The 25,963-nt window shown below is 44.1% G+C and carries 17 protein-coding genes; 2 read left to right on the forward strand and 15 right to left on the reverse strand.

Annotation, left to right across the window (positions count from 1 at the left end; genetic code table 11):
- Positions 1-4 precede the first annotated feature (4 nt).
- The 15 genes from ACFS5N_RS04440 to ACFS5N_RS04510 form a co-directional block, all read right to left on the reverse strand.
- Positions 5-739, reverse strand: coding sequence for a tetratricopeptide repeat protein (locus tag ACFS5N_RS04440; protein ID WP_377182647.1), 735 nt, complete (start codon positions 737-739; stop codon positions 5-7).
- Positions 736-1,776, reverse strand: a complete 1,041-nt coding sequence (locus tag ACFS5N_RS04445) for a vWA domain-containing protein (protein ID WP_377182649.1) — start codon at positions 1,774-1,776, stop codon at positions 736-738. Before ACFS5N_RS04445 ends, ACFS5N_RS04440 begins: the two co-directional genes overlap by 4 nt.
- Entirely contained in the window at positions 1,776-2,780 is a 1,005-nt protein-coding gene (locus ACFS5N_RS04450) for a vWA domain-containing protein (protein ID WP_377182651.1), read from the reverse strand. Before ACFS5N_RS04450 ends, ACFS5N_RS04445 begins: the two co-directional genes overlap by 1 nt.
- Positions 2,767-3,744 (reverse strand): hypothetical protein, encoded by a 978-nt coding sequence (locus tag ACFS5N_RS04455; protein WP_377182653.1) that lies wholly within the window; start codon positions 3,742-3,744, stop codon positions 2,767-2,769. The genes ACFS5N_RS04450 and ACFS5N_RS04455 overlap by 14 nt, the downstream gene beginning before the upstream one ends.
- A complete protein-coding gene (locus tag ACFS5N_RS04460; protein ID WP_377182655.1) occupies positions 3,741-4,622 on the reverse strand; it encodes a DUF58 domain-containing protein in 882 nt (293 codons plus the stop codon). The genes ACFS5N_RS04455 and ACFS5N_RS04460 overlap by 4 nt, the downstream gene beginning before the upstream one ends.
- An 84-nt stretch (positions 4,623-4,706) precedes the next feature.
- Positions 4,707-5,738 (reverse strand): AAA family ATPase, encoded by a 1,032-nt coding sequence (locus ACFS5N_RS04465; RefSeq protein ID WP_449289009.1) that lies wholly within the window; start codon positions 5,736-5,738, stop codon positions 4,707-4,709.
- Positions 5,739-5,838: 100 nt separating this feature from the next.
- On the reverse strand, positions 5,839-6,126 hold the full coding sequence (locus tag ACFS5N_RS04470) for a hypothetical protein (protein WP_377182657.1): 288 nt from the start codon (positions 6,124-6,126) through the stop codon (positions 5,839-5,841).
- Positions 6,127-6,411: 285 nt separating this feature from the next.
- A complete protein-coding gene (gene ggt / locus ACFS5N_RS04475) occupies positions 6,412-8,100 on the reverse strand; it encodes a gamma-glutamyltransferase (protein WP_377182659.1) in 1,689 nt (562 codons plus the stop codon).
- Positions 8,101-8,134: 34 nt separating this feature from the next.
- Positions 8,135-10,285 (reverse strand): S9 family peptidase, encoded by a 2,151-nt coding sequence (locus ACFS5N_RS04480; RefSeq protein ID WP_377182661.1) that lies wholly within the window; start codon positions 10,283-10,285, stop codon positions 8,135-8,137.
- A gap of 19 nt (positions 10,286-10,304) precedes the next feature.
- A complete protein-coding gene (locus tag ACFS5N_RS04485) occupies positions 10,305-12,911 on the reverse strand; it encodes a zinc-dependent metalloprotease (RefSeq protein WP_377182663.1) in 2,607 nt (868 codons plus the stop codon).
- A gap of 22 nt (positions 12,912-12,933) precedes the next feature.
- The gene (locus ACFS5N_RS04490) at positions 12,934-14,424 is read right to left on the reverse strand and encodes a RagB/SusD family nutrient uptake outer membrane protein (RefSeq protein WP_377182665.1); all 1,491 of its coding nucleotides are present in this window, start codon (positions 14,422-14,424) and stop codon (positions 12,934-12,936) included.
- An 11-nt stretch (positions 14,425-14,435) separates the two neighbouring features.
- Positions 14,436-17,783, reverse strand: coding sequence for a TonB-dependent receptor (locus tag ACFS5N_RS04495; RefSeq protein WP_377182667.1), 3,348 nt, complete (start codon positions 17,781-17,783; stop codon positions 14,436-14,438).
- Positions 17,784-18,134: 351 nt separating this feature from the next.
- Positions 18,135-19,289, reverse strand: a complete 1,155-nt coding sequence (locus ACFS5N_RS04500; protein WP_377182669.1) for a FecR family protein — start codon at positions 19,287-19,289, stop codon at positions 18,135-18,137.
- Positions 19,290-19,464: 175 nt separating this feature from the next.
- A complete protein-coding gene (locus tag ACFS5N_RS04505) occupies positions 19,465-20,019 on the reverse strand; it encodes an RNA polymerase sigma factor (RefSeq protein WP_377182671.1) in 555 nt (184 codons plus the stop codon).
- Between the two features lie 421 nt (positions 20,020-20,440).
- Entirely contained in the window at positions 20,441-21,310 is an 870-nt protein-coding gene (locus ACFS5N_RS04510; protein ID WP_377182673.1) for an AraC family transcriptional regulator, read from the reverse strand.
- Between the two features lie 142 nt (positions 21,311-21,452).
- On the opposite strand from ACFS5N_RS04510, the gene ACFS5N_RS04515 reads away from it, so the two are divergent.
- Both ACFS5N_RS04515 and ACFS5N_RS04520 read left to right on the forward strand, forming a co-directional pair.
- Positions 21,453-24,392, forward strand: a complete 2,940-nt coding sequence (locus ACFS5N_RS04515; RefSeq protein ID WP_377182675.1) for a PVC-type heme-binding CxxCH protein — start codon at positions 21,453-21,455, stop codon at positions 24,390-24,392.
- A 12-nt stretch (positions 24,393-24,404) separates the two neighbouring features.
- Positions 24,405-25,958, forward strand: coding sequence for an MFS transporter (locus ACFS5N_RS04520; protein WP_377182677.1), 1,554 nt, complete (start codon positions 24,405-24,407; stop codon positions 25,956-25,958).
- Positions 25,959-25,963: the final 5 nt, after the last annotated feature.

Genomic DNA, 25,963 nt, shown 5'->3' on the forward strand with positions numbered 1-25,963 from the left:
AAATTTACCAGTCTTTGGCGGGGTGTCCGCTTGTACCGCGCGCTTTTTTACCTTTTAGCTTGTCCTGAGTTTGTTTTTCGTCGTTATTCAGTGCATCCAGCATGCGTTGCGCATCCTCTTTCGAGATATTGTTCGGATCTTGCTGCTGCTGTTGTTTTTGCTGATCTTTCTTATCCTGGTTCTGTTTGCTCTGATCTTTATTTTTATCGTTATTCTTTTTGTCCTGGTCTTTATTGTTCGGGTTCTGTTTATTCTGATCCTGCTTGTTCTGGTCTTTATTCTTGTCTTTATTATTCTTGTTTTGCTGTTGTTGCTTTTTCAGCATTTCCTGAGCATAAGCCAGGTTATAGCGGGTTTCATCATCTTTTGGGTTGTTCAATAAAGCTTTTTTATAAGCTTCAATACTTTCTTCTAATTTCTTACCCTCCAGTAACGTATTGCCCAGGTTATGATATGCCCCGGCAGCTACAGTTTTGCTATTACTTGATTCGGCAATTTTAGCAAATTGTTCACCTGCTTTATCCAACTGCTTTTGTTTGTAAAGTGCGTCGCCCAGGTTGAAGTTTCCCGGGATATTTTGTTCTTTTTTAGCTACGGCCTTACGGTAAGCTTCTTCAGCTTCCCTATATTTTTTCTGCTGATAAAGATCGTTGCCTTTCTTTACATAGCTACGCTCCTGCTGCGCCAACACAGTCAAACTCGAAAACAGCGATATCAAAATTATTGCTAACTGCTTCATGGATTCTTCACCTCAAATAATTTCAACCTGCTTAACCTCAAACTTTTGCGGTTAGTAATAAAAAACTCGGCGACCAAACACAGCAGTGCTGCTGCCAGAAAAAACTGAAACCTGTCCTCAAAATCTTTAAATGATTTAGCATCATAGGTTTTACGCTGTATTTTTTCAATCTGCGACATAACGATATTGATGCCGCTGTTTGAGTTGGTAGCGCGTACGTAAATACCATTGCCTGCCGCCGCAATTTCTTTGCCCATACTTTCGTCAAGTTTACTGATTACGGTATGGCCGGCACTGTCCAAATGATAACCCACCTGGCGATTGCCCTGATAAATTGGTATCGGTGCGCCATTTTCTGAGCCCATACCAATTACATTAACGGTAACATCCTTATCCAGTGCATTTTTTGCTGCCGCGACAGCATCGTCCTCATGGTTTTCGCCATCTGTAATAATGATCATCGATTTGCCGGTACCATCGTTAAAATCAAACGATTTCATTCCCAAATCAATTGCAGCTCCGATAGCAGTACCCTGCGTAGGCACCATACTTGGGTTTATGGTATTTAAAAACAACTTGGCGGCCGAGTAGTCGGTGGTCATTGGCAGCTGTACGTACGCCTCGCCGGCAAATACTACTATGCCAATCCGGTCGCTATGCAAATTATCAATTAGCTGCGCGATGGCCTGTTTAGCGTTCTCTAAACGATTAGGCGACATATCCTGCGAGAGCATACTGTTGGATACGTCAAGCAAGATCATCAAATCGGCGCCTTTGCGCTTCTCTTCTACTATTTTTGAGCCTATCTGCGGGTCGGCAATGCCAACAACCAGCAGCGCATAAGCCACCAAAAACAAAATAAACTTTAAGCGCGGAGCGGTGAAAGATACGTCGGCAACAATGTTGTTAACTACGCTTCTGTTACCAAACGCGTTCAGGGCCTTACTTTTCCATCGGCTTACCCAGATAAACAACAGGACAAACACCGGGATAGCAGCCAGGGCCCATAAATATGCTATGTGTGCAAAACGAAACATTAGGTTAATGCTCCTTTCAGTACAGTATTTTTTACTATAAATTCAAGTCCCAACAGTACCAAAGCCAATATGGCCAATGGCAAAAACATCTCTGTTTTTTTATGATACTGGGTTACGTCAATCTTGGCTTTTTCCAGTTTATCAATCTGGTCGTAAATATCTTTCAACTTGTTATTATTGGTGGCGCGGAAGTATTGGCCCCCGGTTATGTCGGCAATTTTCTGTAAGGTAGGTTCGTCAATATCAACCAAAGCCTGCTGATACTGGATACCCATAGGCGTTTGCACCGGGAAGGGTGCATAACCGTTGGTACCTACGCCTACCGTGTACACACGTACGCCGAATTGTTTAGCTATTTGTGCGGCGGTTATAGGCGGTATTGAGCCCATGTTGTTTGAGCCATCGGTCAGTAAGATCACTACCTTGCTTTTAGCTTCGCTGTCTTTTAAGCGATTAACCGCAGTAGCCAGGCCCATGCCAATGGCGGTACCATCATTAATCATACCGTAATGGATATCGTTATATAAGTTTATCAATACCGAATGGTCAATAGTTAAAGGGCACTGCGTAAAACTCTCGCCGCTAAAAATTACCAGGCCAATACGGTCGTTGGGGCGATTTTTAATAAAATCGATCGCAATTTTTTTACCGGCCTCCAGGCGATTAGGCTGAAAATCGGCGGCGAGCATACTGCCCGATATATCAGAAGCGATGATTATATCAATACCCTCGGTTGTGGTGTCCTGCCAACTTAACGAGCTTTGGGGGCGTGCCAGCGCTATGATTAAGGCGGCCAAAGCCAGTGATCGTAATACAATTTCCAAAAGCCTTAGCTTAGGCACCACGCTTTTTACAGGTACCGTAAAAGCTTTAGCGGTTGATACATTCAGGTAGCCGTAAAGCTTTCTTTGTCGCCAGATGTACCAGGCTATCATGGCCGGTATCAGCAATAAGAACCACAAAAAAAACGGATTGGCAAATTCTATGCTCTTAAACAGTTGCACCGTTACCTCCTTCTGTGTTTGCTGCAGGCGTTGCCGATTGCTGCGTTTTCACCACAAAATCCAGCGATTTTTCAAGCACCTCGTCATTCTCATGCGGAGCAGGCTGTTCTTTGGCAAATTTCACCAGATCGGCCGTTACCAATATGCGTTGCAGTTTGCCAAGATTATCGGCATTAAGTTGGGTTGACTTTAATGAAGTGATGATCTCCTCAGTAGTTTTTTCATAGGTTTTAATACCGTAGCGTCTTTCCAGGTACTCGCGCAGGATATCCGTCAGTTCGCTATAGTATAGTTTGGTTTCGCCAGCCTGCCATAGCTTTTTAGTTTGTAAAGCCTTTAGTTTTTCAATAGCTACGGTATGCGCCGGTATAGTTGGCTTTTTTACTTCAACTACCGGTTGTTTGGCTTTTCGGTTACCCAGATAATAGCCCAAGCCTACAACTGCGCCAACAACCAGCAAACCAATAACAATCCATACCCAATGGTCGTGCAGCCAATCCCAAATGGTATAGCTTACCGCAATAGGCTGTTTAATATCATAAATAGATTTTGTGGTATCAACTTTTACATTTTGCACCTGTATGGTTAATTCGCCGGTTTTAAGCGTGCTGCCGTTTACAATAAAGCTAAAAGCCGGCATGGTATGTACCCCGGCATCAAAACTGGTAATAACATAGCTTTGTGTAACGGTGATCTGACCTTTGTTTTTTTGGTCGATAACGGTGTCGGCTTTACCGGTGCTAACTACCTGTACGGTGCTGGTAATGGTGTCGCCTAGTTTTGGAAAATCAACACGGGCTTTTGCCGGTTGCGTAGCCACCAGGAACAGTTTGGTTTGGTCGCCCAGTTTAATAGTATAATCGTGCAGGCGGGCGTCAACCTGTATATTTTGTGCCGAGGCGCCACTGCCAACCAAAATAAGGAGCAGCAGGATGTAATTAAAAAACAGTCTTTTATAGCTCACCTCTTCCTCTCCCGTTTTTTAAATAAGTTCATTAAAGGTTTCACGTAAGTTTCATGCGTACCAATAGCGGCCACATCAACGCCCGAGCGACTGAAGGTGTCTTTCAATATTGCATTACGCTTATTAGCCTCAGTTTTAAACGCCGCGCGGACGTCCTTATCGCCGGTATTGACCCATAACAACTGGCCCGACTCTTCATCACGGATTGGAATCAGGCCCAAATCAGGGAATTCTTCTTCATGCTTATCATACAGGCGCAGGGCAATAATATCATGCTTTTTGTTGGCAATCTTCAATTCATTATCAAACGCCGGACTGATAAAATCTGAAATAATAAAAGCCGTACATTTCTTTTTAATGACCGATGTAAAATATTTCAAAGCTACGCCTACGTCGGTACCTTTATTTTCGGGCTTAAAGTCAATCAGTTCGCGAATGATCATCAGGATATGGCTGCGTCCCTTTTTAGGCGGAATAAATTTTTCAATCTTATCACTGAAAAATATCACGCCCACCTTATCGTTATTTTGTATGGCAGAGAAAGCCAGCACCGCGCAAAGCTCAGTAGCCAGATCCTGCTTTTGTTGATTTTGGGTGCCGAAGTTTTCAGAGGCGCTTACGTCCATCAGTATCATTACCGTCAGTTCGCGTTCTTCGTCAAACACCTTAACGTAAGGGTGATTAAAACGAGCGGTAACGTTCCAGTCGATGGTGCGGATTTCGTCTCCCACCTGGTACTCGCGCACCTCGCTAAAGGCCATACCCCTCCCCTTAAAAGCAGAGTGATACTCGCCCGAGAATAAGTGATTACTTAATCCACGGGTTTTGATCTCTATCTTTCGTACCTTTTTTAATAATTCCTGCGTGTCTTTAGCCATGATTTTTGGTCCATAGTTCACGGTCCATGGCCGATAGTTATTCAATTACTGACTATGGACTATCGACTATGGACTATCAACTCCCTACGGTACTTCTACTGCGTTTAAAATTCCGGTGATGATGTCCTCGCTGGTCATGTTTTCGGCTTCAGCCTCGTACGTTAAACCTATACGGTGTCTTAATACGTCATGACAAACCGCGCGAACATCCTCAGGTATAACATAGCCGCGACGCTTAATAAATGCGTACGCCTTAGCAGCCAGCGCTAAATTAATACTCGCACGCGGCGACGCTCCATAGCTTACCAGGTTTTTATAGTTAGGCAGCTTATATTGCTCAGGGAAACGCGTCGCAAAAACAATGTCAATGATGTATTGCTCTATCTTTTCGTCCATGTACACCTCGCGCACTACTTTGCGTGCACGTACAATGTCTTCAGGCTTTATAATCGGGTTTGGTTTCAGCATGCCTTGCGGCGCTATGTTGGCGCGCACAATTTGTTTCTCATCCTCTTTAGTTGGATAGCCTATAACCACTTTAAGCATAAAACGGTCAACCTGCGCTTCGGGCAGCGGGTAGGTTCCCTCCTGCTCAATCGGGTTTTGTGTAGCCAGCACCAGGAAAGGATTCGGCAGCGCAAAGGTTTTTTCGCCGATGGTTACCTGGCGCTCCTGCATAGCTTCCAACAAAGCGCTCTGTACTTTTGCCGGGGCACGGTTAATCTCATCGGCCAGAATAAAATTAGAGAAAATCGGTCCCTGACGAACAATGAACTCTTCTTTTTTCTGATTGTAGATCATCGTACCGATCACGTCGGCAGGAAGCAAGTCGGGCGTAAATTGTATACGGCTAAAATCGGCCTGAATAGCCTTGGCAAGCGTGTTTATAGCAAGGGTTTTCGCCAAGCCCGGAACGCCTTCCAGCAGAATGTGCCCATCGGCTAACAAACCTATAAGCAGGCGGTCAACCATGTACTTTTGCCCTACTATCACCTTGTCCATCTCCAGTTTAAGCAGATCGACAAATGCGCTTTCACGCTGTATCATCTCGTTGATCGCCCTGATGTCTGTCGAGTATGACGCAGGTTGCGACGTTGTATTTATTGAATCTTCCATTAATCAGCAATTATTTTGGTAGGCAAACTTAAACAGCAAACGTTTTTTTGCCAACTAAAATAGCGGGCTGAATTGTTAAAATTTGTTAAATTTTAACAATTCATTCATCCAGATTTTTTTGACGATACACTTCACGGGCGATTAACTTCATGTTTTCTCCCAACTGATCCAGCTTACAGCATTTACTTCTGATCTTCTCCGGGAGAGCATTAACGGTCTCGATTAAATCAATATGAAAATGATAATCTTCGCGTAATTGCTTATCACCTTTCAAACTGTCAAAAAGTGCGTAAGTCAGCTCCCGGTCTGTACCCACGGTAAATTCACCGAACGTGTCATAGCCATCCGGCGTTTTTAAGCTAAATAATAAATAAAACGGCGTTTCCATAATAACTGCAAATTTTTGAACCAATAACCTTGTTTCAAGGCATGTGCCAGAGCTTAACAATGCTATTTCGGACAAATCTTTTCAATTGCCACTGAAAATTTTTCAGAAATTTTGGTGCCAGTTTTTCATAAGCTGGCGCCTGACAATACTGAGGTTAAGCGGCAACGCGCTACTAACACCAGGCAAAACAGCAGAGCCTCCAACGCGGCTGGCGTTTTCACACCTATAACAAATAACAAAGCCTTTCACAAAAAAAGCAACCAAAGGTTGCTCTTTTTGTTATTATCACCAGCCTGATATACTATCATCTCCCCTGGGGTCGGCACCGCCTTCAAGTGAACCGTCCGGGTGTATCAATATGGCGTCAACCCGTCCTACAGAGCCACGCGTAACCAGCTTATATCCTTTTTGTTCCAATACCTGAATCACATCGTCGGTTAGTGCGCCTCTTTCTACAGCTACTTCGTCGGGTAGCCATTGGTGATGAAACCGTTTGGAGCCAACAGCTTCCTGCATATTTTGCTTATACTCCAAAACATTCATGACAACCTGAAATACAGATGTGATAATGGTCGATCCCCCCGGCGTACCGACTACCATAAATAACTTCCCACCTTTTTCAATTATGGTCGGCGTCATAGATGAAAGCATTCTTTTGTTGGGTTGAATACTGTTGGCCTTACCGCCAATCAGTCCGTACATGTTAGGTACGCCCGGTTTCGAGCTAAAATCGTCCATTTCATTATTCAACAAAAATCCGGCACCGCCGACAACTATTTTTGACCCGAACGAGCCATTCAAAGTAGTTGTGATAGATACCGCCGCCCCTTGTTTATCAACGATGGAGAAGTGTGTTGTTTGATCGCTTTCATAACCCACAAAAGTACCCGAACTAACTTCGCTGCTCGGCGTAGCATGTGCAAAAGTAAAATTGCTCATGCGCGTGTCTATATAAGCGGGCTTCAGTAAGCTATCAACCGGCACGTTGTAAAAATCGGGGTCGCCCAGATATTTTGACCTGTCTGCATAAACCCGCCGCTCGGCCTCAACCATAAGCTGAACCGAAGAATCGCGATTGTGCCCATAACGGCTTAGCGGATATTTTTCGACTGAATGCAGTAACTGAAGCAACGCAATGCCGCCGCTTGACGGCGGGGGCATGGTAATTATCTTATAACTCTTATACTTACCAATAACCGGCGTGCGCCAAACCGAATGATAGTTTTTCAAATCCTCTGCCGTAATAATGCCCTTGCCGGCCTGCATTTCGGCCACCAGTTTAGCTGCAACGTCACCTGAATAAAAACCATCACGGCCACGATCACGAATTAATGATAAGGTATGAGCCAGGTCCTCCTGCTTTAAAATATCCCCCTTCTTCCATAAAGAATCTTTTATGAAATAATGTTTGCCGGGATTAAGACGCATAAACTCGGCCCGGGTACCGTTTAAACTGGCAGCCAGCCTTTCGGTAATTATAAAACCTTTAGCAGCCAGGTCAACAGCTGGTTGTACCAGGTCGGCCCATTTTAGTTTACCGTATTTTTTATGCGCCTCAAACATACCGTCAACTGAGCCCGGTACACCTGAAGCCAGATGCGTGGTCAGGCTCATGCCTTTAATCACGTTGCCACAGGCATCCTGATACATGTTTTCTTTAGCTGCAGATGGGGCTTTTTCGCGGTAATCGAGCGTATTGATTTTTCCATCGGCTGCGCGATATACCATAAAGCCGCCGCCGCCAATATTACCGGCAGTGGGATGAACAACCGCCAGGGCAAACTGAACCGCCACGGCAGCATCAATGGCATTGCCGCCTTTTTTCATGATATCTACACCAACCTTAGCCGCATCGGGATAAGCGCATACCACCATGCCCTTTTTATAGGGGGATGATGCTTGCTGAGCAGTGCAAATCTGCCCTGCGAGCAGCAACACCGGCAAGCAATAAATTATATAAAGCTTTTTTATCATATCAAGTATTCCTGATCTTAAAATTATTAATCGGTTATTTTTTCTCTAACAGTTCTCTTTTTAAAAAGTCTGCAGCGGCGCTGTTTACTTTGACAATGTCGGCATAACTCATCCAATGATGCGAGTCGCCGGGAATAGCCATGTACTCAAAATAAGGATTTCCTTTCAATTCAAACCTGCGGATCAACGAAACACCCGAACTGAAGGCCACATTACGGTCGTCATCGCTATGAATGATCATAGTTGGCGAGGTCCAGTTATCCAGCGACTCTTGTGAATTACCGTGGATAATAACGCCCGCTTTGAACAATTTTGAGTCGCGCGCCAGCGCCGTTGCCGTTAAGGCGCCACCGGCAGATCCACCGTAAACACCTAGACGTGTGGTATCAATATCGGGCTGCGCAGCTAACCATTCGCCACCGGCCTTGCAATCAATATAATTGGCACCTTGCGCCGACGGGCGGTTAAAATCATAACCATACCCAATACCGTTACGATAATTGATAGCAAGCACCTCAAAACCTAGTCCCACAAGGTATTGATTCAGGGAATAATCGATAGAATAATAATCCATAGGATGCCAGCCCAAAAGCATTTGCCGCTGCGGGCCACCATGAATATATAAGATAGCCGGTTTTTTGGCGGGGCCGCTTACCGGTTTATACAACTGGGCATGTACAATAGTACCATCAGGCGATGTATAAATAACCTGCTGTGGTATGGCCATTTGTTTTAAAGGAAAATCGGCAGCCAATAATTTTTCGCCAATCAGCTTGATCTTTTTGGTGGCCAGCGGCATTTCGGCAACTGTTAATGGTCGTTGCCCGTTCGAGCTGAACATGGCCACACCAGCGCCGTCGCCGGTTAGTACAGGGTAAGTTTCGAGCCCGGTACCGGCAGTCAGCATTTCAGGGACGGGGTTGGTTACCGATACCCGCATGATATGCCGGCGGTCAATATCTTCCTTTTTATCGGGCCCGGTGTTGGCTGCGTAGATGATCCACTGGCCGTCGCTGCTTAACTTAAGGTTATCCACCTCATAATCGCCAAGGGTAAGCAACACAGGTGCCCCACCCGATGTGTTTAAGGAATAAGCATGCGGCCATCCGTCGGTATAGGACATAAATACCAACTTATTGTTCAAGGCCCAATGCAAGTTGGCACCGCCATCAATACCGGGAAAAGAGCCTCTGGCGGTTGCCGGCGCCTTCCAAAGCGGTGCGCCCTTACCGGTGGTTACGTCTGCTGTCCAAATGGCCCAGGGCTGCATACTACCCCTGCTACCACCCTCTCTGGGTGCTACGGCCGGGGTTGCGGCCGGCATATCTGCTACAGTTTTTGTTTGCGCCGCCAGATTTCTTCGCCCGCTACCTGTCAGTGCAGTAGCCGGGCCCTGGGTACCGGGTATTGTTGCAACAGCGGCCAGCAGATCAATTCCCGGGGTACGTATAAAAGCGATCTTCTTTCCGTCGGGCGACCACCGTGGAGAGGCATCGCGCGAAAATGAAGGCTCGATCCATTGAATAGGGGTATTATTGTTAATATAAACACCAATAAATGAATGATCGGTACGGTCGCACACAAAAGCCAGCTTTGAACCATCCGGCGAAAACTGCAGAGCGCTGCAATCGCCTTTAACATCAAACATTGGCTTGCCGGTTTTCAGCCCGTTAATAGATGCAACCCAAACCTGGTTATCATTAATAAACGCCACGCGATCACTTTTTGGTGAAACCGCCGGGTAATCGCCTTCGCCCAGTAACTTAGGCACGCCACCTGTAAAAGCGACGCTCCATACTTGTATTTTGGGTGCCTGCGGCAAATTTGCGGGGTTTACTATGACACTGCGATCTCGGTTGCCGCTATGCTCGCCGCCTCGTACGTACACCACCCATTTGCCATCGTTGGATATGGTTACACTAGTAATTTCCTGCCCGTCATCCATACGGTAGCCAGTTAGTTTACGGATGGTAAAATCCGGTCCGCCGGCTACATAAATATTTCTCTTGCCTTTATCTTCGATAGTAAAGGCAATTTTTGAGCCTTTGACGCAGCTGGTCAGTTCGCGCGGGAATGGGTAGTTGGTAACCTGCTCCATAGTAAAGCTCTGCGCGCTCAATCTAAATGCCATTAACGTAAACAGCAGCACGAGGCTGCTGTTTACTGTTGATCTTTTACTGTTCATTCGTTAACCGATTTAAGATTTAAAAATCAAAATCGTTATTTAAAAATGTCATGTCAGGCTCAATCGGTGCGCCCGGAGGCATCTCCTGGCCCGGCTCGATCTCAAATTTTGAAGGCGCCGATTTAAACTCAGCAATTTCATCAAGGCCGTAAAGAATATTGGCCTTTTGCTCGGCAGATGCAGATGCCAGTTTGCCGGTCATCCAATCTTTTAACTCTTCAATTTCCAGCAATGCCTGGCCCTTTACGTTTTCAGAGGCTTTACTGTCGGCCGCCAGCGCTAATAAATATTTCAGGGTCAGGTTATTCACCATTACCTGTAACTCGCCTTTATATCCAGGTTGCAAAGGCGCTTTCCAGGTTTCGTCAAGCAACTTGTTAGCTATGGCTATAAAACCCGGTTGTTTGGCATCGCGAGCGTGGTACTCTAACAGGCGCGCCGCACGTTCTGAGTTTAATAGCGATGAAATGGTCTCCGTCGCGGCAGATTCGGCAGCGGCAATCGGGTCGAAAGTCGGGCCGGTATTACCGGTAAAAATTTCGACAGTTGCCGGATAACCGGTTGGGCGCGGCGGTATTTTAGAGATCAATTCATCAGGCAATGCCAATGCATCAGGCGACACTGTATTCATCAGCGCGTCAAACGCTTTCCACTGTACAGCCGGGTCAACCATTTTGGTAGGCTCCTGGCCGTCGCCTTTTACTGCGTGGGTAAAATATAAACCACCAACCGATTTAGCTACAGCCTCAATCTGGTAACGATGTAACAGGTAAATAGGAACCAATACTTCATTCAGCGTTGTCAACGGCGCATCTTTTTTGATGGCTTTTTCAGAGAAATTATCCAATACATGACGGCGGATCTTCATCAACTTATCCAATTCGGCAATCGGGTCCGGGCCGTCGTCCCATTGATGCGATGCAGGGTGGGTATAACCCCCGATATCCGGAATATATTTAAAGCCCAGTTTCAGGGTTTCATTCATGATCTTGTCGAGCGCGGCGTTCTCATCAGTTCCTTTTGGAAAATCGCTGTAGCCCCACATGATGGCACGTTTGTCCCACGAGCCGATCCCTTTTGCATAAGCGTCAGAAACATCGATGCTGCCATCGGCTTTCATGGTAAGGCGCGGAAAAGGATAGTCCATTACCGAAGCACGATCTTTCTCGCTTGCAGCAAAGTTGTGCGTAAAACCCAATGTATGGCCAATTTCGTGTGCCGACAGTTGCCTTAAGCGTGCATAGGCAATTTGCTCCAGGCGTTTGTCCATTGGTTTGCCGTCCACATAGGGCTGCAATAAGCCCTCCATGATCAACATGTCCTGCCTGTGCCTGTCAGAGCCCAGCGTAACCACACCTTTTATGATCTCGCCGGTACGTGGGTCAATGTAAGAAGCTCCTGAAGAGAAAGCACGTGTGGGATTAGCACGATTGATCCAGTTTACTACGTTGTAACGGATATCCATAGGGTCAGCGCCTTCAGGAAGCTCTTTAACAATGAAGGCATTTTTATAACCTGCTGCTTCAAAAGCCTGGTTCCACCACGAGCCGCCCTCAATCAAGGCTTTCTTTACCATTTCAGGTGCGCCGCGGTCGACATAATAAACAATCGGTTCAACCGGCTCGCTTACAGCAGCGTTAGGGTCTTTTTTAAACAGACGATGCCTGCGCGTAAACTTTTTCTCAACCGGCTGATCAAGCGAGGCTGAAAAATCTATATAGCTAAAAACATTGAATGATGATCTTGAATCGAATTTTCTTGGCTTGTATTTATCGTCAGGTAATTCAACAAACGCCTGGTGCATTTTTACAGTAACTGCTGATGGATCAGGAGCAATACCTGCCCCACGTTCGCCACCAAAACCACCACCGCCGCCAGATCCGCCTACCAATGTAATCAGCGCCTCAAACTCAGAGTTTTTTGGGAAGTTTTTAGTATTAGGCAGGTAAACGGCCGAGCGACTTTCGTCAATGCGATAACCGCCCCCAGCACCCGCTGCGCCTATACCCGCGCGGGCACCACGGCCAGCACCGCGACCGCCGCCACCTCCCGGTTCGCCAAAGCCCGGGCTGCCTAAACGGCTGCCAATGTTTTGGCTATCGCGAATTAAAAATGGGGTCAGGTCAATCAGTGCCTTATCTCCTTCAACAGCTACTGGTGCAAACCCCCAGATAACAGATTTGGGATAAGCATTTTCTACCGCTTTTATTTGGTCAACATTGGTAGTAATAGCCCGATAAGCATAGTTTGGTTCAACAAGCATTACTTTAGGGCCAACTTTAACAAACTTGGCAACCGCATCGCTGGCCTGGCCTCTTTCGGCACTACGGCCGGCACCATCTGTAAGCGATTTGAAGTAAAGAAACTCGGCATCCCATTTTTCAGCATCAATCTCAAGTAAAACGCGGCCCGTTTTTTCGTCATAATAAAACGGAAAGTAGCCATCAAATTTTTTCATATTCTGCGTTACGGCAGCGATACTTGTTGCAGGCCCGGCCTCAGCACCGGCGCGTGCGCCACCACCGGTAAGCCCCCGGGTACTGCGGCCGGCGGGTGGCGCATCCTGTGCAGACGAATTCAGGCACAAGCCAACCATCCCGGTAAATAGTAATAGTTGTAATTTCATGATAAGAATATTTTTAATTGATTTATGAAGGGTTTGGTACACACAAAGTATTGATTGATGTTTCATTAGCCGGGATAGGCCAGATGTATTTATTTTCTGTAGGCGCTACGGCAGGCGCTGTGCCCGATGCTGCTGTTTTTGACGGCAATGTTTGCTGCAAACGCTGCAGATCAGGCACACGGAAGCCTTCCCCTAAAAACTCTATTCTTCTTTCAGTTTGAATGGTAGTTATTAAAGCGCCTTGTGTAGCTATGCTGGCCGGAGGGAAAACATACCCGGCGTTTGAACGTGTTCTAACCGCCGACAGTAAGGAGATTGCTTTAGTTATGCTGGCCGGATCGCCTGCCTGAGCCAGCGCTTCTGCATAGTTGAGTAAAACTTCCGGATAACGGATTACCGGTACGTAATCTGAATAGGTTGAGGCTACTTTGTACTTGGATAGCCATTTTTGACCGGTATTGGTAAATACAAAACCTTTCCGCGCGTCGGTTGACGCAGACGAATAAACCGGGTCTGAAATGATACCGCCTGCGTTAAGATAAAACTCGCCGTTGCCCGGTGAAATATTGAAGTAATAGGCCAACTGATTTTGAGTTCCCGGGGTTTCGGTCGGCGTAAAAGGCATTGAAAGTAAAGCTTCGGGCCCTACATAGCTGCCTCCAAAAACAGTGGCCACGTTAGCCTCCATTTTGTTGGCAACACCGGTGGGCGCCGTGTAAGGAGCCGCGGCCGAAACTATTTTGCCGGCCTCTGTTATTACATCGGCGTATTTATTCATTACCAGGTATACCCTGGTTTTTAAAGCTATAGCTGTATTTACACTTGCACGTGTAGTATTTAAGGAAGCTGAGGCATAGCTTGCGGGTAAACCGGCCTCGGCAGCATTGAGGTCGCTGATGATCTGGGTGTATATCTGAGCCACGGTGCTCCGGGCCAGCAGATTATCTGCCGATGAAATTTCGGGCTGCAAACGTAAGGGTAAGCCCAGGCTGGCCCCCTGATCTTTGGCATAGGGTTGACAATAGGTTTGTACCAGCGCAAAGTAACATAGCGCTCTCAAAAATTTAGCTTCGCTGCTGTAGTTGCTGTATAAGGTCGCGCTTACTTTGCTTTTATTAAGCTCAAGGCCGGCCAAAAATGTGTTAACAGAATTTATAGTGGCATAGCCTGCACTCCACAAGCCGTTAACCTCGCTGGTGCCGGAGTTTACCGACTGGCTCCAGGTTTGCTGGCCGGTTACAATATTGGGTTTGTTCATAATAAACTCATCGCCACGCAACTCATTGTATATGATAAGCCTGCCCCCATAAAACTGACCGCTTTTCAAGCTAGCATATAAGCCGTTTACCTGTGCCAGTATTCGGTCAGGGGTATCAAATGCTGATTTGTCTGCAATACTTGTTATGATAGTTGGGTCAAGTAAATTCTTTTTGCATGACAATGCACTAAACATCATTACAAAGCACAAAGAACCCTTTAGTATAATTTGGTTATATGTTTTTATCTTTTTCATTGCCTTAATCGTTAAAATCCAACATTTAATCCCAACACGAATGTCTTGCCCGCCGGAACGGAGTTTTTATCGTGGCCTGCCGCCGTATTTGAGTCGGCATTGGCAGATATTTCAGGATCTGAACCGGTGTATTTGGTATACAGGATAAAGTTGCTGGCTGCAGCGTACAGTCTAAGCGAGCTTATATGCAGTTTAGTAAAATACCTTGCAGGAAATCTATATCCTAATGAAACGTAGCTCAATTTGAGGTAGCTGTCATCTTCAACGTTAAAAGAGTTTGGCAGTACCGAGCCGCTGGCCTGTTGATCATTGTAATGCAGCGCAGGTATATCAGTTACTTGTCCGGGGTGTGTCCATCGTTGTAATATCAGCGTTTCATTATTAAAGAAACGATTATCTAACAGCGTAGCTTTGGTACCGTTGTAGATTTGGTTACCGCCAGAGTAACTAAGATTAATAGCCAGATCTACGTTGCCATATGTGAAAGTATTATTTAAGCCGCCATAATAAGTTGGTAAGGTGGTACCCATTACTACGCCGTCGGCATAAGCATCAAGTGCCGAGGCCGCTGTACCATCAAGGTGCGTCCATTTGCCGCTCACCGGGCTGTATTGTACTGTTTCGCCAGCCTTGTTTAAATAAGTACGCAAACCATTTGCCGGATTAACGCCCGTAGTTTTAACCACGTATATGGCGCCTACTGGTGAGCCAACCCTGGTAATATTTGAGGTTTCTAAACTGCTCGTCCAGATATCATTAACACCCGGAGCTAATGAGGTTACTTTGTTTTTTAAAGTACTGATGTTAAAGTTAGCCTTCCACCTGAATTTTGCATGGTCTATGATATGGGCATCGATATTAAACTCGAAGCCGCGATTGTACATGGTGCCAATATTCTCAGTTAGTGTGTTATTTGGAATACCTTTTGAAGCCGCTTGTGGTACATTCAATATCAAACCATCGTCGGCATTGTTAAAGTAATCAGCATCTAAAATGATGCGGTTATTCCATAAGCCGATATTTATACCGATATCAGTTTTTTTACTGGTCTCCCATTTCAGATCGGCATTACCAATTTGCGAAGCGGATAACGTTGCTATGCCACCATAAACCCCGGAAGCATACAACGACGATGATGCATAATTGCTAACACCGCTAATGTTACCCGTTATACCGTAACTGGCTCTCAATTTCACCATGGATACAGTTTTAGCAATAGATGAGTTTAAAAAGAAACCTTCCTCAGATAAATTCCAGCCTACGGATACACCGGGGAAGTTACCCCATTTATTGGCAAGTGCAGAGTAACCATCGCGACGGAAACTTGCGCTTAACAGGTATTTTTTATCGTAATCGTAATTTACGCTACCAAAAATTGAGCGTAAGCCATTTTCGCCGTATGACGCCGTTGAACCACTTACGGTTGAATATGCGCCGAAAAAGGTTTCATAATAGCGGTCTGTAAGATTAGTTTTGGTTACACCCCATGATGAGGCGAGCGAATAGATATCTTCATAAGCCGCTAATGCGCTGATGTGGTTTTTCTCGGCAATGGTGCCGCTGTAAGTTAACTGACCTAAGAAATCAGTGCGACGGTTTAGCGCACTGGTGTTGGTAGCCGAACCATTGGTTGCATAACCGCCCGCCTGGTAAGGGTTACTAAAGCCCATGTTTACGGTGTTTAAATCATTAAGGCTATAGTTAACTTTGGCTTTTAAGTTTTTTACAAACTCCCATTCCAGAAAGATATTACCTAACAGCGATTTACTTTCTGACGTAAATTTATCATGCTGCAACTGCGGAAGCGGGTTATAATAACCCGTTAATATGGTGTTTGCGCCTGCGCCTATACCGCTGCCACTTAGGTTGTATGAACCATCGCCGTTAAATGCCGAGATGTTAGGCGGCAACACCATCGATTCGCGTACCAGATTATTTAAACCAAAGGCATTGTTAAAACCGCTGGTTAAGTTGTTATTTAGTGCGTCTGTATAAGAAATATTAGAGCCAACGACGATGTTTTTTGTCAATTTGGTATCGAAGTTAAAGCGGGTGCCGCCACGTTCAAACGTGTTTTTTACCAGGAAACCGGTTTGGTCGGTATACGAGGCCGAGAAGAAATAGTGTGTATCACCGGTGCCGCCTGAAAGGCTTAGGTTGTGGTTTTGCGAATGACCGGTTTGATATACGTAGTCATACCAGTTTGTTTCTACATTGCTGCCATCAGGATTTTTTTGCAGGAAAAAACCCGGCGCGGTACCATTATTGGCTAACGACTCATTTTTTATAGTAACGTAATCAACCGAGTTAAGTAATTCAGGTAGTTTAGGTTTTTTCTGCATGCCGAAGTAGGTATCATAATTTATCTTCATTTTACCAGCTTTGCCACGCTTGGTGGTAATAACTACTACCCCATCTGTACCTCTTGAACCATATATGGCTGTTGCTGACGCGTCTTTAAGCACTTCAATGGATTCAATGTCATCAGGGTTAATGGTTGACAAGGGGTTGTTTTCGGCTGAGTTGCCTACGTTACCTGTAAAAGCCTGTACCCCATCAATAATAATAAGCGGGTAAGCACTTGAGGTGATAGAGTTTGTACCCCTGACCCTGAAAACCGGTGGCGAGTTTAACGAACCGCTTGATGATGTAAGTTTAATACCGGGCGCCTGTCCGGAAAGCGCCTGATCAAAACTGGTAACCGGGCGCTCGGCTATTTGACTACCGCTGATGTGAGCCGATGATCCTGTAAATTCTGATCTGTTTTGTACTGTATAGCCGGATACTACAACTTCGCTTAACTGGCTTTTTGTTTCTTCAAGCGTAATATTAAACACGCGTTTGCCATCAATACCAATTTCCACGCTTTTGAAGCTCACCATACTAAAAACCAGCACACTTCTTTCAGGTACACGTAATGAAAACTTACCATTTACATCCGTCTGTGTGCCAATTTGTGTGCCCTTAACCATTACGCTGACACCCGGCAGCGCTTCACCTTTTTCGTCCTTTACCTGGCCCGATATATCGACGTTTACAGGCGCCACGTAATTTGCCGGTGATGGCTTTTTTAGCTGTACAATAATTGTTTTGTCTATAATGCTATAGGTAAGCGGCTGGTTAGCAAATGAAATATCCAGCGCGTCTTTTAAAGGGGTATTTTTTACATTAATGTCTATTTTTTTTGAAAGCTTCATCCACTCAGGATTGTACACAAAAAGGTAGCCTGTTTGGAGCTTTATCTCAGTAAGTATTTTTTCAATAGAGGTGTTACGCTGATTAATAGTAACGTTTTGTGCCGACGTACTTGCGTGCACCTGCATAAATCCAATAAATAGCAGCGCAATAATTATCTTCATCTGTAACAGTAACTTATTATCAATAGCAAAAGCTGCTATAGTTTTTATTATGTATTTGAGGGCGCTTTTATATTTAAAAGCTGTGGTTGTTTGCCGGGCGGGCGCCGCGTTTGGATTTAATAGGCTTGCAATTGGCGCTTTTAATAACGCCGCCGGCCCTGGCCCTTTGTAAAATTTTACATGGTCAGTTGTGCAAGTAGCATTTAATTGCATAGTTTTGTATCGCTTTAGGGTTAAATATTAGATTGCTTCGAACGTTTTCTTTGTTTACCCTCAATCATTTAACCGGGAGTGGTGGTACATTTCCGGTTTTTTCATGAGCTTTATTTTCAGTTCATGGTCCCATATCTTTTAATTGTTAAATATTTTAATTTTCTTTCCTTCAATCTTTAGCTTAACACCACTTAGTTCAAGCATTTTTACCACCTCAGGTAAATTTGAACTGCGCGATATGTATCCGGTTATCTGATGGTCAGGTACCTTTGCCTCATATTCAATTGTAACACTATACCATCTTTCTATTTGCCTCAACACGGTATGTATATCCGTTTTATCAAAGCTGAACAGACCGTTTATCCAAGCTATCGACTCATCTGCATTTACTTCTTTCAGATTAATCTCATCAGTAACAGTTGCCTGCTGGCCCGGCACCATCAATTTGCTTTGGTTTCCTTTCCGGATGTTTATCGAGCCTTCTAATAAAGTAGCGTTGATACTACGCTCATTATCGTAAGCCATTATGTTAAAATGGGTGCCTAATACTTGTACAGATGTATTGTTGGTCATTTTTACTTTAAAAGGCATCGCCTTATTTTTCGCGACCTCAAAATAGGCCTCGCCATTTAATTCAACCACGCGTTCCTTTCCGCTGAAAGCTGTCGGAAATTTTAATTCCGTCAACGCATTTATCCAAACTTTACTGCCGTCGGGTAATGTTATTTGATAACTACCACCAGCAGGCGTACTTATCATGTTTATTTCGGGCTTAGCATCTGCTGCCGCGTCAGTATTTGCGTATAACAGTTTACCATCCTGCGTTTTTTTTATTTCGGTATGACCTTGTTTCGCTATCAAACCGTTGCCTGATTTATTTAGTATCAGCTTTTTTCCATTAGCCAGCGTCAAGATCGCCTGATTTGGATTTGAGACTGGCGCATTTACTTTTGTTTGAAATTCTTCATTAACAATTTGCTTATTACGCGTAGCTGGTAAATAATAAAAAACCACGCCGAATGCCAAAATCAGTGCTGCCGCCATCTGATACACTAACGGCTTTTTGTAAAGCGGGCGCAATACCTGCGCCTCAGCTTTCTGCATTTCGGTAATGTTATATAAAAGCCTCTCTCGCAGTTGCTCTTCATCGGCGTCTCCCGCCTGCCATCTTAAGTCGCCCTGGGGGTGTTGGTTATACCAACCCTCCAGTTGCTCAAGCTCTTCGGGCGTTATGGCTCCTCTCAACCATTTGTCCGATAATTCTTTTAATTTCTCAGTAGATAGGTTTTGCATTGGTTTGTGGCATTTACACTATAGCGTATCAAAGCATACCAATACCCTTAGTTGGTTTTGAAATATTTTTAATAAATATATTTTCAGGTAAAAAATAAAGCAACAAAATGCCTGTTATGTTGAAATTTGACTAATCCAAACAGTTTAATGATGTAAATAATATAATCGGGCCTGATTACATGAAGAAACTTCCCAAACTTATACGCAAGGTCTTAATTGCTTTGGAAATATGGGCTTCGACAGTTTTACGGGAGATATTCAGTGTATTCGATATCTGATTGGCGGTAAGGCCTTCTTCACGACTTAATCTGAACACCAGTTGACATTTGTCCGGAAGGGTTAGTATGGTATTTTGAATTTGATCTTTTAGTTCATCAAAATCCAGCCATTGTTGGGTTGAGTGGTCGGCCGGATTGGTGAAGGCAATGTCTTCAATAAATAGAGGTTGTTTATTGCGGTTAGCCAGCTTAGTCATTACTTCATATTTAACTACAGAGGCTATATAAGTATGAAAGCTATATTTAAGCTGGATGGTTTGCCGGCGGCGCCAGAAATTAATAAAGGCATCCTGAACTACTTCTTCGGCCAACTCGTGCGATTGCAGCGTCGACAGGGCTTTGACAAGCATACGGTCCCAATACCGATCATAAAGTGTTCTGAAAGCCTTTGAATTATTTTCAGTAATTAAGGCGACTAATTCTTCGTCAGAAAGCTTTTTGAATAAATCCATCCGCAATAACTCCAATAAACTAAAAATCAGTTAATCAATATCGTTGATTAGTTACTATCAACGTTATAAATTTAGTGAAATGCAAAATTAATTTACATTTATTTTGATAATTGGAGATTTTTTTATCAAATATTCAATTAAGCTATGGTCTATTTTTAATTAAAATAAAAAACTAAAAAAATAAAATGGCAAAAATGAATTATTTGCAAACATAAAATCATAAAACTATGATAAAATATGACTTATAAGTTTGCAATCAATACGTTAAATAGCTTTCTCAAAGAAAAATTACAATAAAATTTCATAAATATTCCGACAAAAAAAGATAATGCATACATGGTTTTTACTTAACATACCGGTTTACACGCCAGAAATATTTGTTTATAGGCAGATAATATTAGCGGCGATAATATCATTTCTGTTAAATATTTAAAAACTGGTGCCGGTAATCTGACGGTTTTGCCTTCATTTCTTCTTTAAATTGTTTATTAAAGTTGGATAATGTTTTAAACCCCGACTTCTCAGCCACCGTTGCAATACTCATATCAGTTTCCGTTAGTAATTTACAGGCGTGCTTAATTCTAAGTTCGCTTATAAATCTGGCAAAGTTTTTATTATTAACCGTCGTAAAATAGCGGCTAAACGATGTGGGCGTCATACAGAGTAAATCTGCCAACTCATTTTGATTTATTTTTTTGCGATAGTTTTTCAGGATATACTCGTAAACCCTGCTCATTCTGTCGGTTTCATTTTCTTTGAATGGATCAATATATTCTGTATGCGATATGTAATGATATTCTTTAGTACCCGATAAGAGGTTTAAAATCTTAAGCAGATGAATAAATGCATCAAGTCCTTTTAATTGCAGCAGTTCTTTCATCATTGCAATTACCTGCTGCCTGACCTGGCCATAAAACTCCAGCCCGCGCGATGACCGTTTAAAAAACTTATTTAACTGCAGCATCTCTTCCTTTTTCATTAAATGGTCGCCAAGCAAACTTTCCTGTAAATAAATAACTATGCCGCTTATCTTTAATGAGGTGTTTTTTTCAAAGTACGCTTCATCGCTTCGCCAAAGGTGGGGTAAATTTGAACCTGTCAATATCAATTCATTTGGCCCGAATGATTTGATGCTGTCGCCTATAAATCGGGTTCCACTCCCCTCCAGCGGAACAAATAACTGGTACTCAGAATGTGAATGCCAAACAGGATCAAAATATTGATCGTGCAGATATTTAACAATAAATACTTGAGAATCAGGTATAGGAGACTTGTGGATAGCTGGCTTCATAAGTTATTATTAGCCCAAAATAACATAAAATTAAATAATTAATGATAAAAAACAGTCAAAATTGGATAAAAAAGAAAAAGGTTTGATTCTCATATTTGCTTATATCTAATTCATCAATTAGTAAACCTATTTAGCTCATTTCATGAAAAAGTATTTGATCCTGGCCGCGGTTTGTTTGGCGGCTGTTATCAGTTTTAAAGGCACATTAATCAAAACCAATCCGCCACGCCGCCTGGAGATTTTGTTTTTGGGGCATACCGCTAACCATCACCTGTCAGAGAAACTGGCTGAAGTTGTCCAGCAATCTTTTTTTAAAGATGGGATCAATATTACCTACACGAACAACCCCGATGATTTGAACGAGGCTAATCTTTCAAAATATGATGGGTTGATGCTTTATGCCAATTACGATACGATTTCTGCTTCGCAGGAAAAAGCTTTATTAAGTTTTGTAAAAAACGGTAAAGGCTTCATTCCTATCCATTGCGCATCATTCTGTTTCCGTAACTCTGACGAGTATGTCAAAATGGTTGGCGGTCAGTTCAGCACACATAAAACCGATACATTTACTACGGTCATTGTCGACAAAAAGCACCCCATCATGAAAGGTATCTCCCCTTTTAATACCTGGGACGAGACCTATGTACATACCAAAATCAATAAAGCTATTCATGTGCTGACTGAGCGCGTAGAAGGTGATCATCATGAACCTTATACCTGGACAAATAATTATGGTAAAGGGCGCATATTTTATACTGCCTATGGTCACGATGAGCATACCTGGAAAAATCCGATGTTTTTAAAACTTCTGGAAAACGGAACAATTTGGGCTGTGGGGAAAAAGGCGGAAAAAGACCTCGATAAGCTTTCAAAACCTGCTCCGGATTATACGGCAGCTGATATACCAAATTATGAAAACAGAAATCCGGCACCAAAGCTGCAGGAACCGCTTTCACCTGCACAGTCGCAGCTTTTAACTCAAGTTCCTGTCGGTTTTAAAATGGAGCTGTTTGCCGCTGAACCCGATATTGAAAAACCTATTGCAATGGCATGGGACGAGCGCGGCCGGCTTTGGATATTAGAGACAATTGATTATCCGAATACGGTGATTGATAATCCTGAAGAAGGCCATGACCGCATAAAAATTTGTGAAGATACCAATGGTGATGGTAAGGCTGATAAGTTCACCATCTTTGCAGATAAACTTAACATACCTACCAGCATTGTATTTGCTAATGGTGGCGTAATTGTTGCGCAGGCGCCCGACTTCATTTTTCTCAAAGACACCAACGGAGACGATAAGGCCGATGTACGGGTAAAACTGATATCAGGTTGGGGTAAGTTTGATACCCACGCCGGTCCGTCAAATCTGCATTACGGTTTCGATAATAAAATTTGGGGAACTGTTGGTTATTCAGGCTTTAAGGGCGACGTAGGTGGTGAACATTTTGATTTTTCGCAAGCTGCCTATCGGTTTACACCGGACGGCAAACACCTAGAGCACATGGGTGCCACCAGTAACAATACCTGGGGTTTAGGATTTTCAGAAAATAACGATGTATTTATTTCAACAGCCAATAATTCGCACAGCGATTATTTAGGCATGCCGTTGTCATACATCAATAAGATTGGTTTGCCGCCAATGACCTCTGTATTAAAAATTGACGGCCATTACAATATGCACGTGGTTACAAAAAACTTAAGACAGGTGGATGTTCACGATGGCTTTACCGCTGCGGCCGGGCATAATCTTTATACCGCGCGTAACTTTCCGCAGGAGTATTGGAACCGCATAGCATTTGTAAATGAACCTACTGGGCGTGTTGTCCACCGGGCAATTTTAGAACCAGATGGCTCAGGCTTTAAAGAAAAGGATGGATGGAATTTCCTGGCCAGTGCCGATGAATGGTTGGCTCCTGTACAGTCTGAAGTTGGCCCCGATGGTGCTTTGTGGGTGGCCGACTGGTATAACTTCATCATTCAGCATAATCCTACTCCCAGAGGATTTGAAAACGGCAAGGGTAACGCCTACATTAATCCGTTACGTGACCGTACCCATGGGCGTATATACCGCATTATTTACGACAATGCAAAACCTTCAGCAATAAAGGCGCTGGATAAAAACAATCCCGATCAACTGGTGGCGGCGCTTCAAAGCGACAATATGTTTTGGCGCATGACTGCTCAGCGTTTAATTGTCGAAGGTGGTTATAAACAATTGGTACCCAAGCTTTACACACTGATACAAAATAGAGACATTGATGCTATAGGTATTAACGCGCCGGCTATACATGCCTTATGGACGCTTAAAGGTTTAGGCCTGCTAGGCGGATCTGATCAGCAAGCTATCGGCGTTGCCGAAGGTGCTTTAAGACATCCTTCGGCCGGGGTTAGAAAGGCCGCCGCGCAGGTGTTGCCGTTAACCAACCAGTCAATGGTGGCTATACAAAATGCCGGCTTATTGAATGATGTTAATCTGAATACCAGACTGGCTGCTATCCTGACCATTGCCGATATGCCGCAGTCGGACGCTATGGGTACAACCTTGCAAGCTATGCAAAAGGTACCGCAAAATATGAACGATTACTGGATCAGTAAAGCATTGCAGGCAGCGATAGCCACACACGTTAAAGGTGCGGCAGAAGAAATCAAGGATGCCAATATGGCCGCAAATGGCCGGCCCCGGGTGTCAAATGCTAAGCCCGATCAAATAGTCAAAATAAACGTGGTTCAAAACGCTATGAAATTTGATACTAAGGCCTTTACGGTTAAAGCCGGTAGTTTGGTTGAAATTGACTTTGCAAATCCCGACTTTATGCAGCACAATTTCCTGATACTGCAAAAAGGAAGTTTAGAGAAGGTAGGCTCCGCGGCCGATAAGCTGGCACAAGACCCGAAAGGTTTAGAACAAAGCTATATCCCTAAAATGCCGGAAGTATTGTGGTCGACTAAATTGATTGATCCGCAGGGGAAAACCATATTGAAATTCCGTGTACCGGCAGACGCGGGCGACTATCCGTTTATATGCTCGTTCCCAGGTCACTGGCGCATCATGAATGGCCTGATGCATGTCGTAAAATAAAAAGCTAAAATCATGGTCAATCCAACTTTAAGTAAGCGCACAGCAAGTACTGCACCCGATATGAAGCTTTTTTATGCCTGCTTCATCTCATTGGTAACAACAGCCTTTGGCTTTATCCTGCGGGCGATTGTATTGCCGCAATGGGGTGTTGACTTTAAACTTACCCAAACGCAGTTAGGAGAAATTGCCGGCGTAGGTCTTTGGCCCTTCGCTATAAGTATTGTATTGTTTAGTTTGGTGATAGACAGGATCGGCTATAAAACAGCAATGTTTTTTGCCGTATTCTGTCATATCGCATCTGCTATTTTAACCATTTTTGCTACGGGCTATTGGATGCTTTACATCGGATCGTTCATTTGCGCTATTGGCAATGGCACTGTCGAAGCGGTAGCCAACCCGGTGGTGGCCACCATGTTTCCGAAAGAAAAAATTAAATGGTTAAGCAGGCTTCACGCAGGTTGGGCCGGCGGTTTAGTTTTGGGTGGTATAATGGCTTTATTTCTTGGCGTCAATACCCGCTGGGAGTATAAAATAGCCTTAATACTCATCCCTACACTTATATATGCCATTATGATCATCTCCAGGAAGTTCCCGCTTAACGAGCGTGTTCAGGCTGGAGTGTCTTATAAAGAAATGTTACAGGAAGTTGGTGCGGGTGGCGCGCTTATTATCGTGGCCCTAATCATTTTTCAACTCGGCGCCGTATTCGGGTGGACAACTCTGGCAAGCGTCATCATCACCTTATTGATAACCGCTGGTTTTGGCTATTACACACGCAGTTTGGGTAAGCCCCTGTTTATTGTTTTGTTATTGATAATGATTCCATTAGCTACCACCGAGCTTGGAACTGATAGCTGGATAACCGACCTCATGACGCCTGAGATGAATAAGATAGGTTTTCAGGCCGGTTGGGTATTGGTTTATACGTCGGCAATTATGTTTGCCTTGCGTTTTTTTGCAGGGCCAATATCACATCGCTTTTCGTCTCCGGGCTTGTTAGCTATATGTTCTGCTATAGCGGGTATCGGGCTTTATATCATGTCTTTTTCCGTCGGCAGCCTTATTTTAGTTGCGGCAACCATTTATGGTTTGGGTAAATCATTTTTCTGGCCTACTATGTTAGGCATGGTGTCAGAGCGGTTTCCAAAAGGCGGTGCGTTAACTTTAAATATTACCGGTGGTTTAGGAATGATTGCTGCCGGCGTTATCGGTGCAGGCATCCTGGGGTTCATCCAGGATAAATCAGTTGATAATAAAATAACAGCCTACGACGTAGCCAACCACACAACCATTCACAGCACCTATGTAACTGAGCAAAAGACAAGTTTTTTTGGCGATTACAAAGCGCTTGATCAGGCTAAATTAGCTACAGCTAAAGCAGATGAGCAACACACGGTAACCACTATAAGCGACGCTGCAAAAAAGGAGGCATTACGCTACATCGTTATTTTTCCATTAATTATGTTGGTAAGTTTCCTTCTACTTATCCTGTATTTCAAATCTAAAGGCGGATATAAGGCCGTCACGCTGAATCAAACCGAAGAACCGGAAGCTACACCTTATTAACGAAA

The organism is Mucilaginibacter ximonensis (assembly GCF_042686265.1).
Taxonomy (GTDB): domain Bacteria; phylum Bacteroidota; class Bacteroidia; order Sphingobacteriales; family Sphingobacteriaceae; genus Mucilaginibacter; species Mucilaginibacter ximonensis.

Bases quoted from the DNA above. Each gene is read 5' to 3' on its own strand.
- ACFS5N_RS04440 (WP_377182647.1), bottom strand. From the start codon at position 739: ATGAAGCAGTTAGCAATAATTTTGATATCGCTGTTTTCGAGTTTGACT.
- ACFS5N_RS04445 (WP_377182649.1), bottom strand. From the start codon at position 1,776: ATGTTTCGTTTTGCACACATAGCATATTTATGGGCCCTGGCTGCTATC.
- ACFS5N_RS04460 (WP_377182655.1), bottom strand. From the start codon at position 4,622: ATGGCTAAAGACACGCAGGAATTATTAAAAAAGGTACGAAAGATAGAG.
- ACFS5N_RS04465 (WP_449289009.1), bottom strand. From the start codon at position 5,738: ATGGAAGATTCAATAAATACAACGTCGCAACCTGCGTCATACTCGACA.
- ACFS5N_RS04470 (WP_377182657.1), bottom strand. From the start codon at position 6,126: ATGGAAACGCCGTTTTATTTATTATTTAGCTTAAAAACGCCGGATGGC.
- ggt (WP_377182659.1), bottom strand. From the start codon at position 8,100: ATGATAAAAAAGCTTTATATAATTTATTGCTTGCCGGTGTTGCTGCTC.
- ACFS5N_RS04480 (WP_377182661.1), bottom strand. From the start codon at position 10,285: ATGAACAGTAAAAGATCAACAGTAAACAGCAGCCTCGTGCTGCTGTTT.
- ACFS5N_RS04485 (WP_377182663.1), bottom strand. From the start codon at position 12,911: ATGAAATTACAACTATTACTATTTACCGGGATGGTTGGCTTGTGCCTG.
- ACFS5N_RS04490 (WP_377182665.1), bottom strand. From the start codon at position 14,424: ATGAAAAAGATAAAAACATATAACCAAATTATACTAAAGGGTTCTTTG.
- ACFS5N_RS04495 (WP_377182667.1), bottom strand. From the start codon at position 17,783: ATGAAGATAATTATTGCGCTGCTATTTATTGGATTTATGCAGGTGCAC.
- ACFS5N_RS04500 (WP_377182669.1), bottom strand. From the start codon at position 19,289: ATGCAAAACCTATCTACTGAGAAATTAAAAGAATTATCGGACAAATGG.
- ACFS5N_RS04505 (WP_377182671.1), bottom strand. From the start codon at position 20,019: ATGGATTTATTCAAAAAGCTTTCTGACGAAGAATTAGTCGCCTTAATT.
- ACFS5N_RS04510 (WP_377182673.1), bottom strand. From the start codon at position 21,310: ATGAAGCCAGCTATCCACAAGTCTCCTATACCTGATTCTCAAGTATTT.
- ACFS5N_RS04515 (WP_377182675.1), top strand. From the start codon at position 21,453: ATGAAAAAGTATTTGATCCTGGCCGCGGTTTGTTTGGCGGCTGTTATC.
- ACFS5N_RS04520 (WP_377182677.1), top strand. From the start codon at position 24,405: ATGGTCAATCCAACTTTAAGTAAGCGCACAGCAAGTACTGCACCCGAT.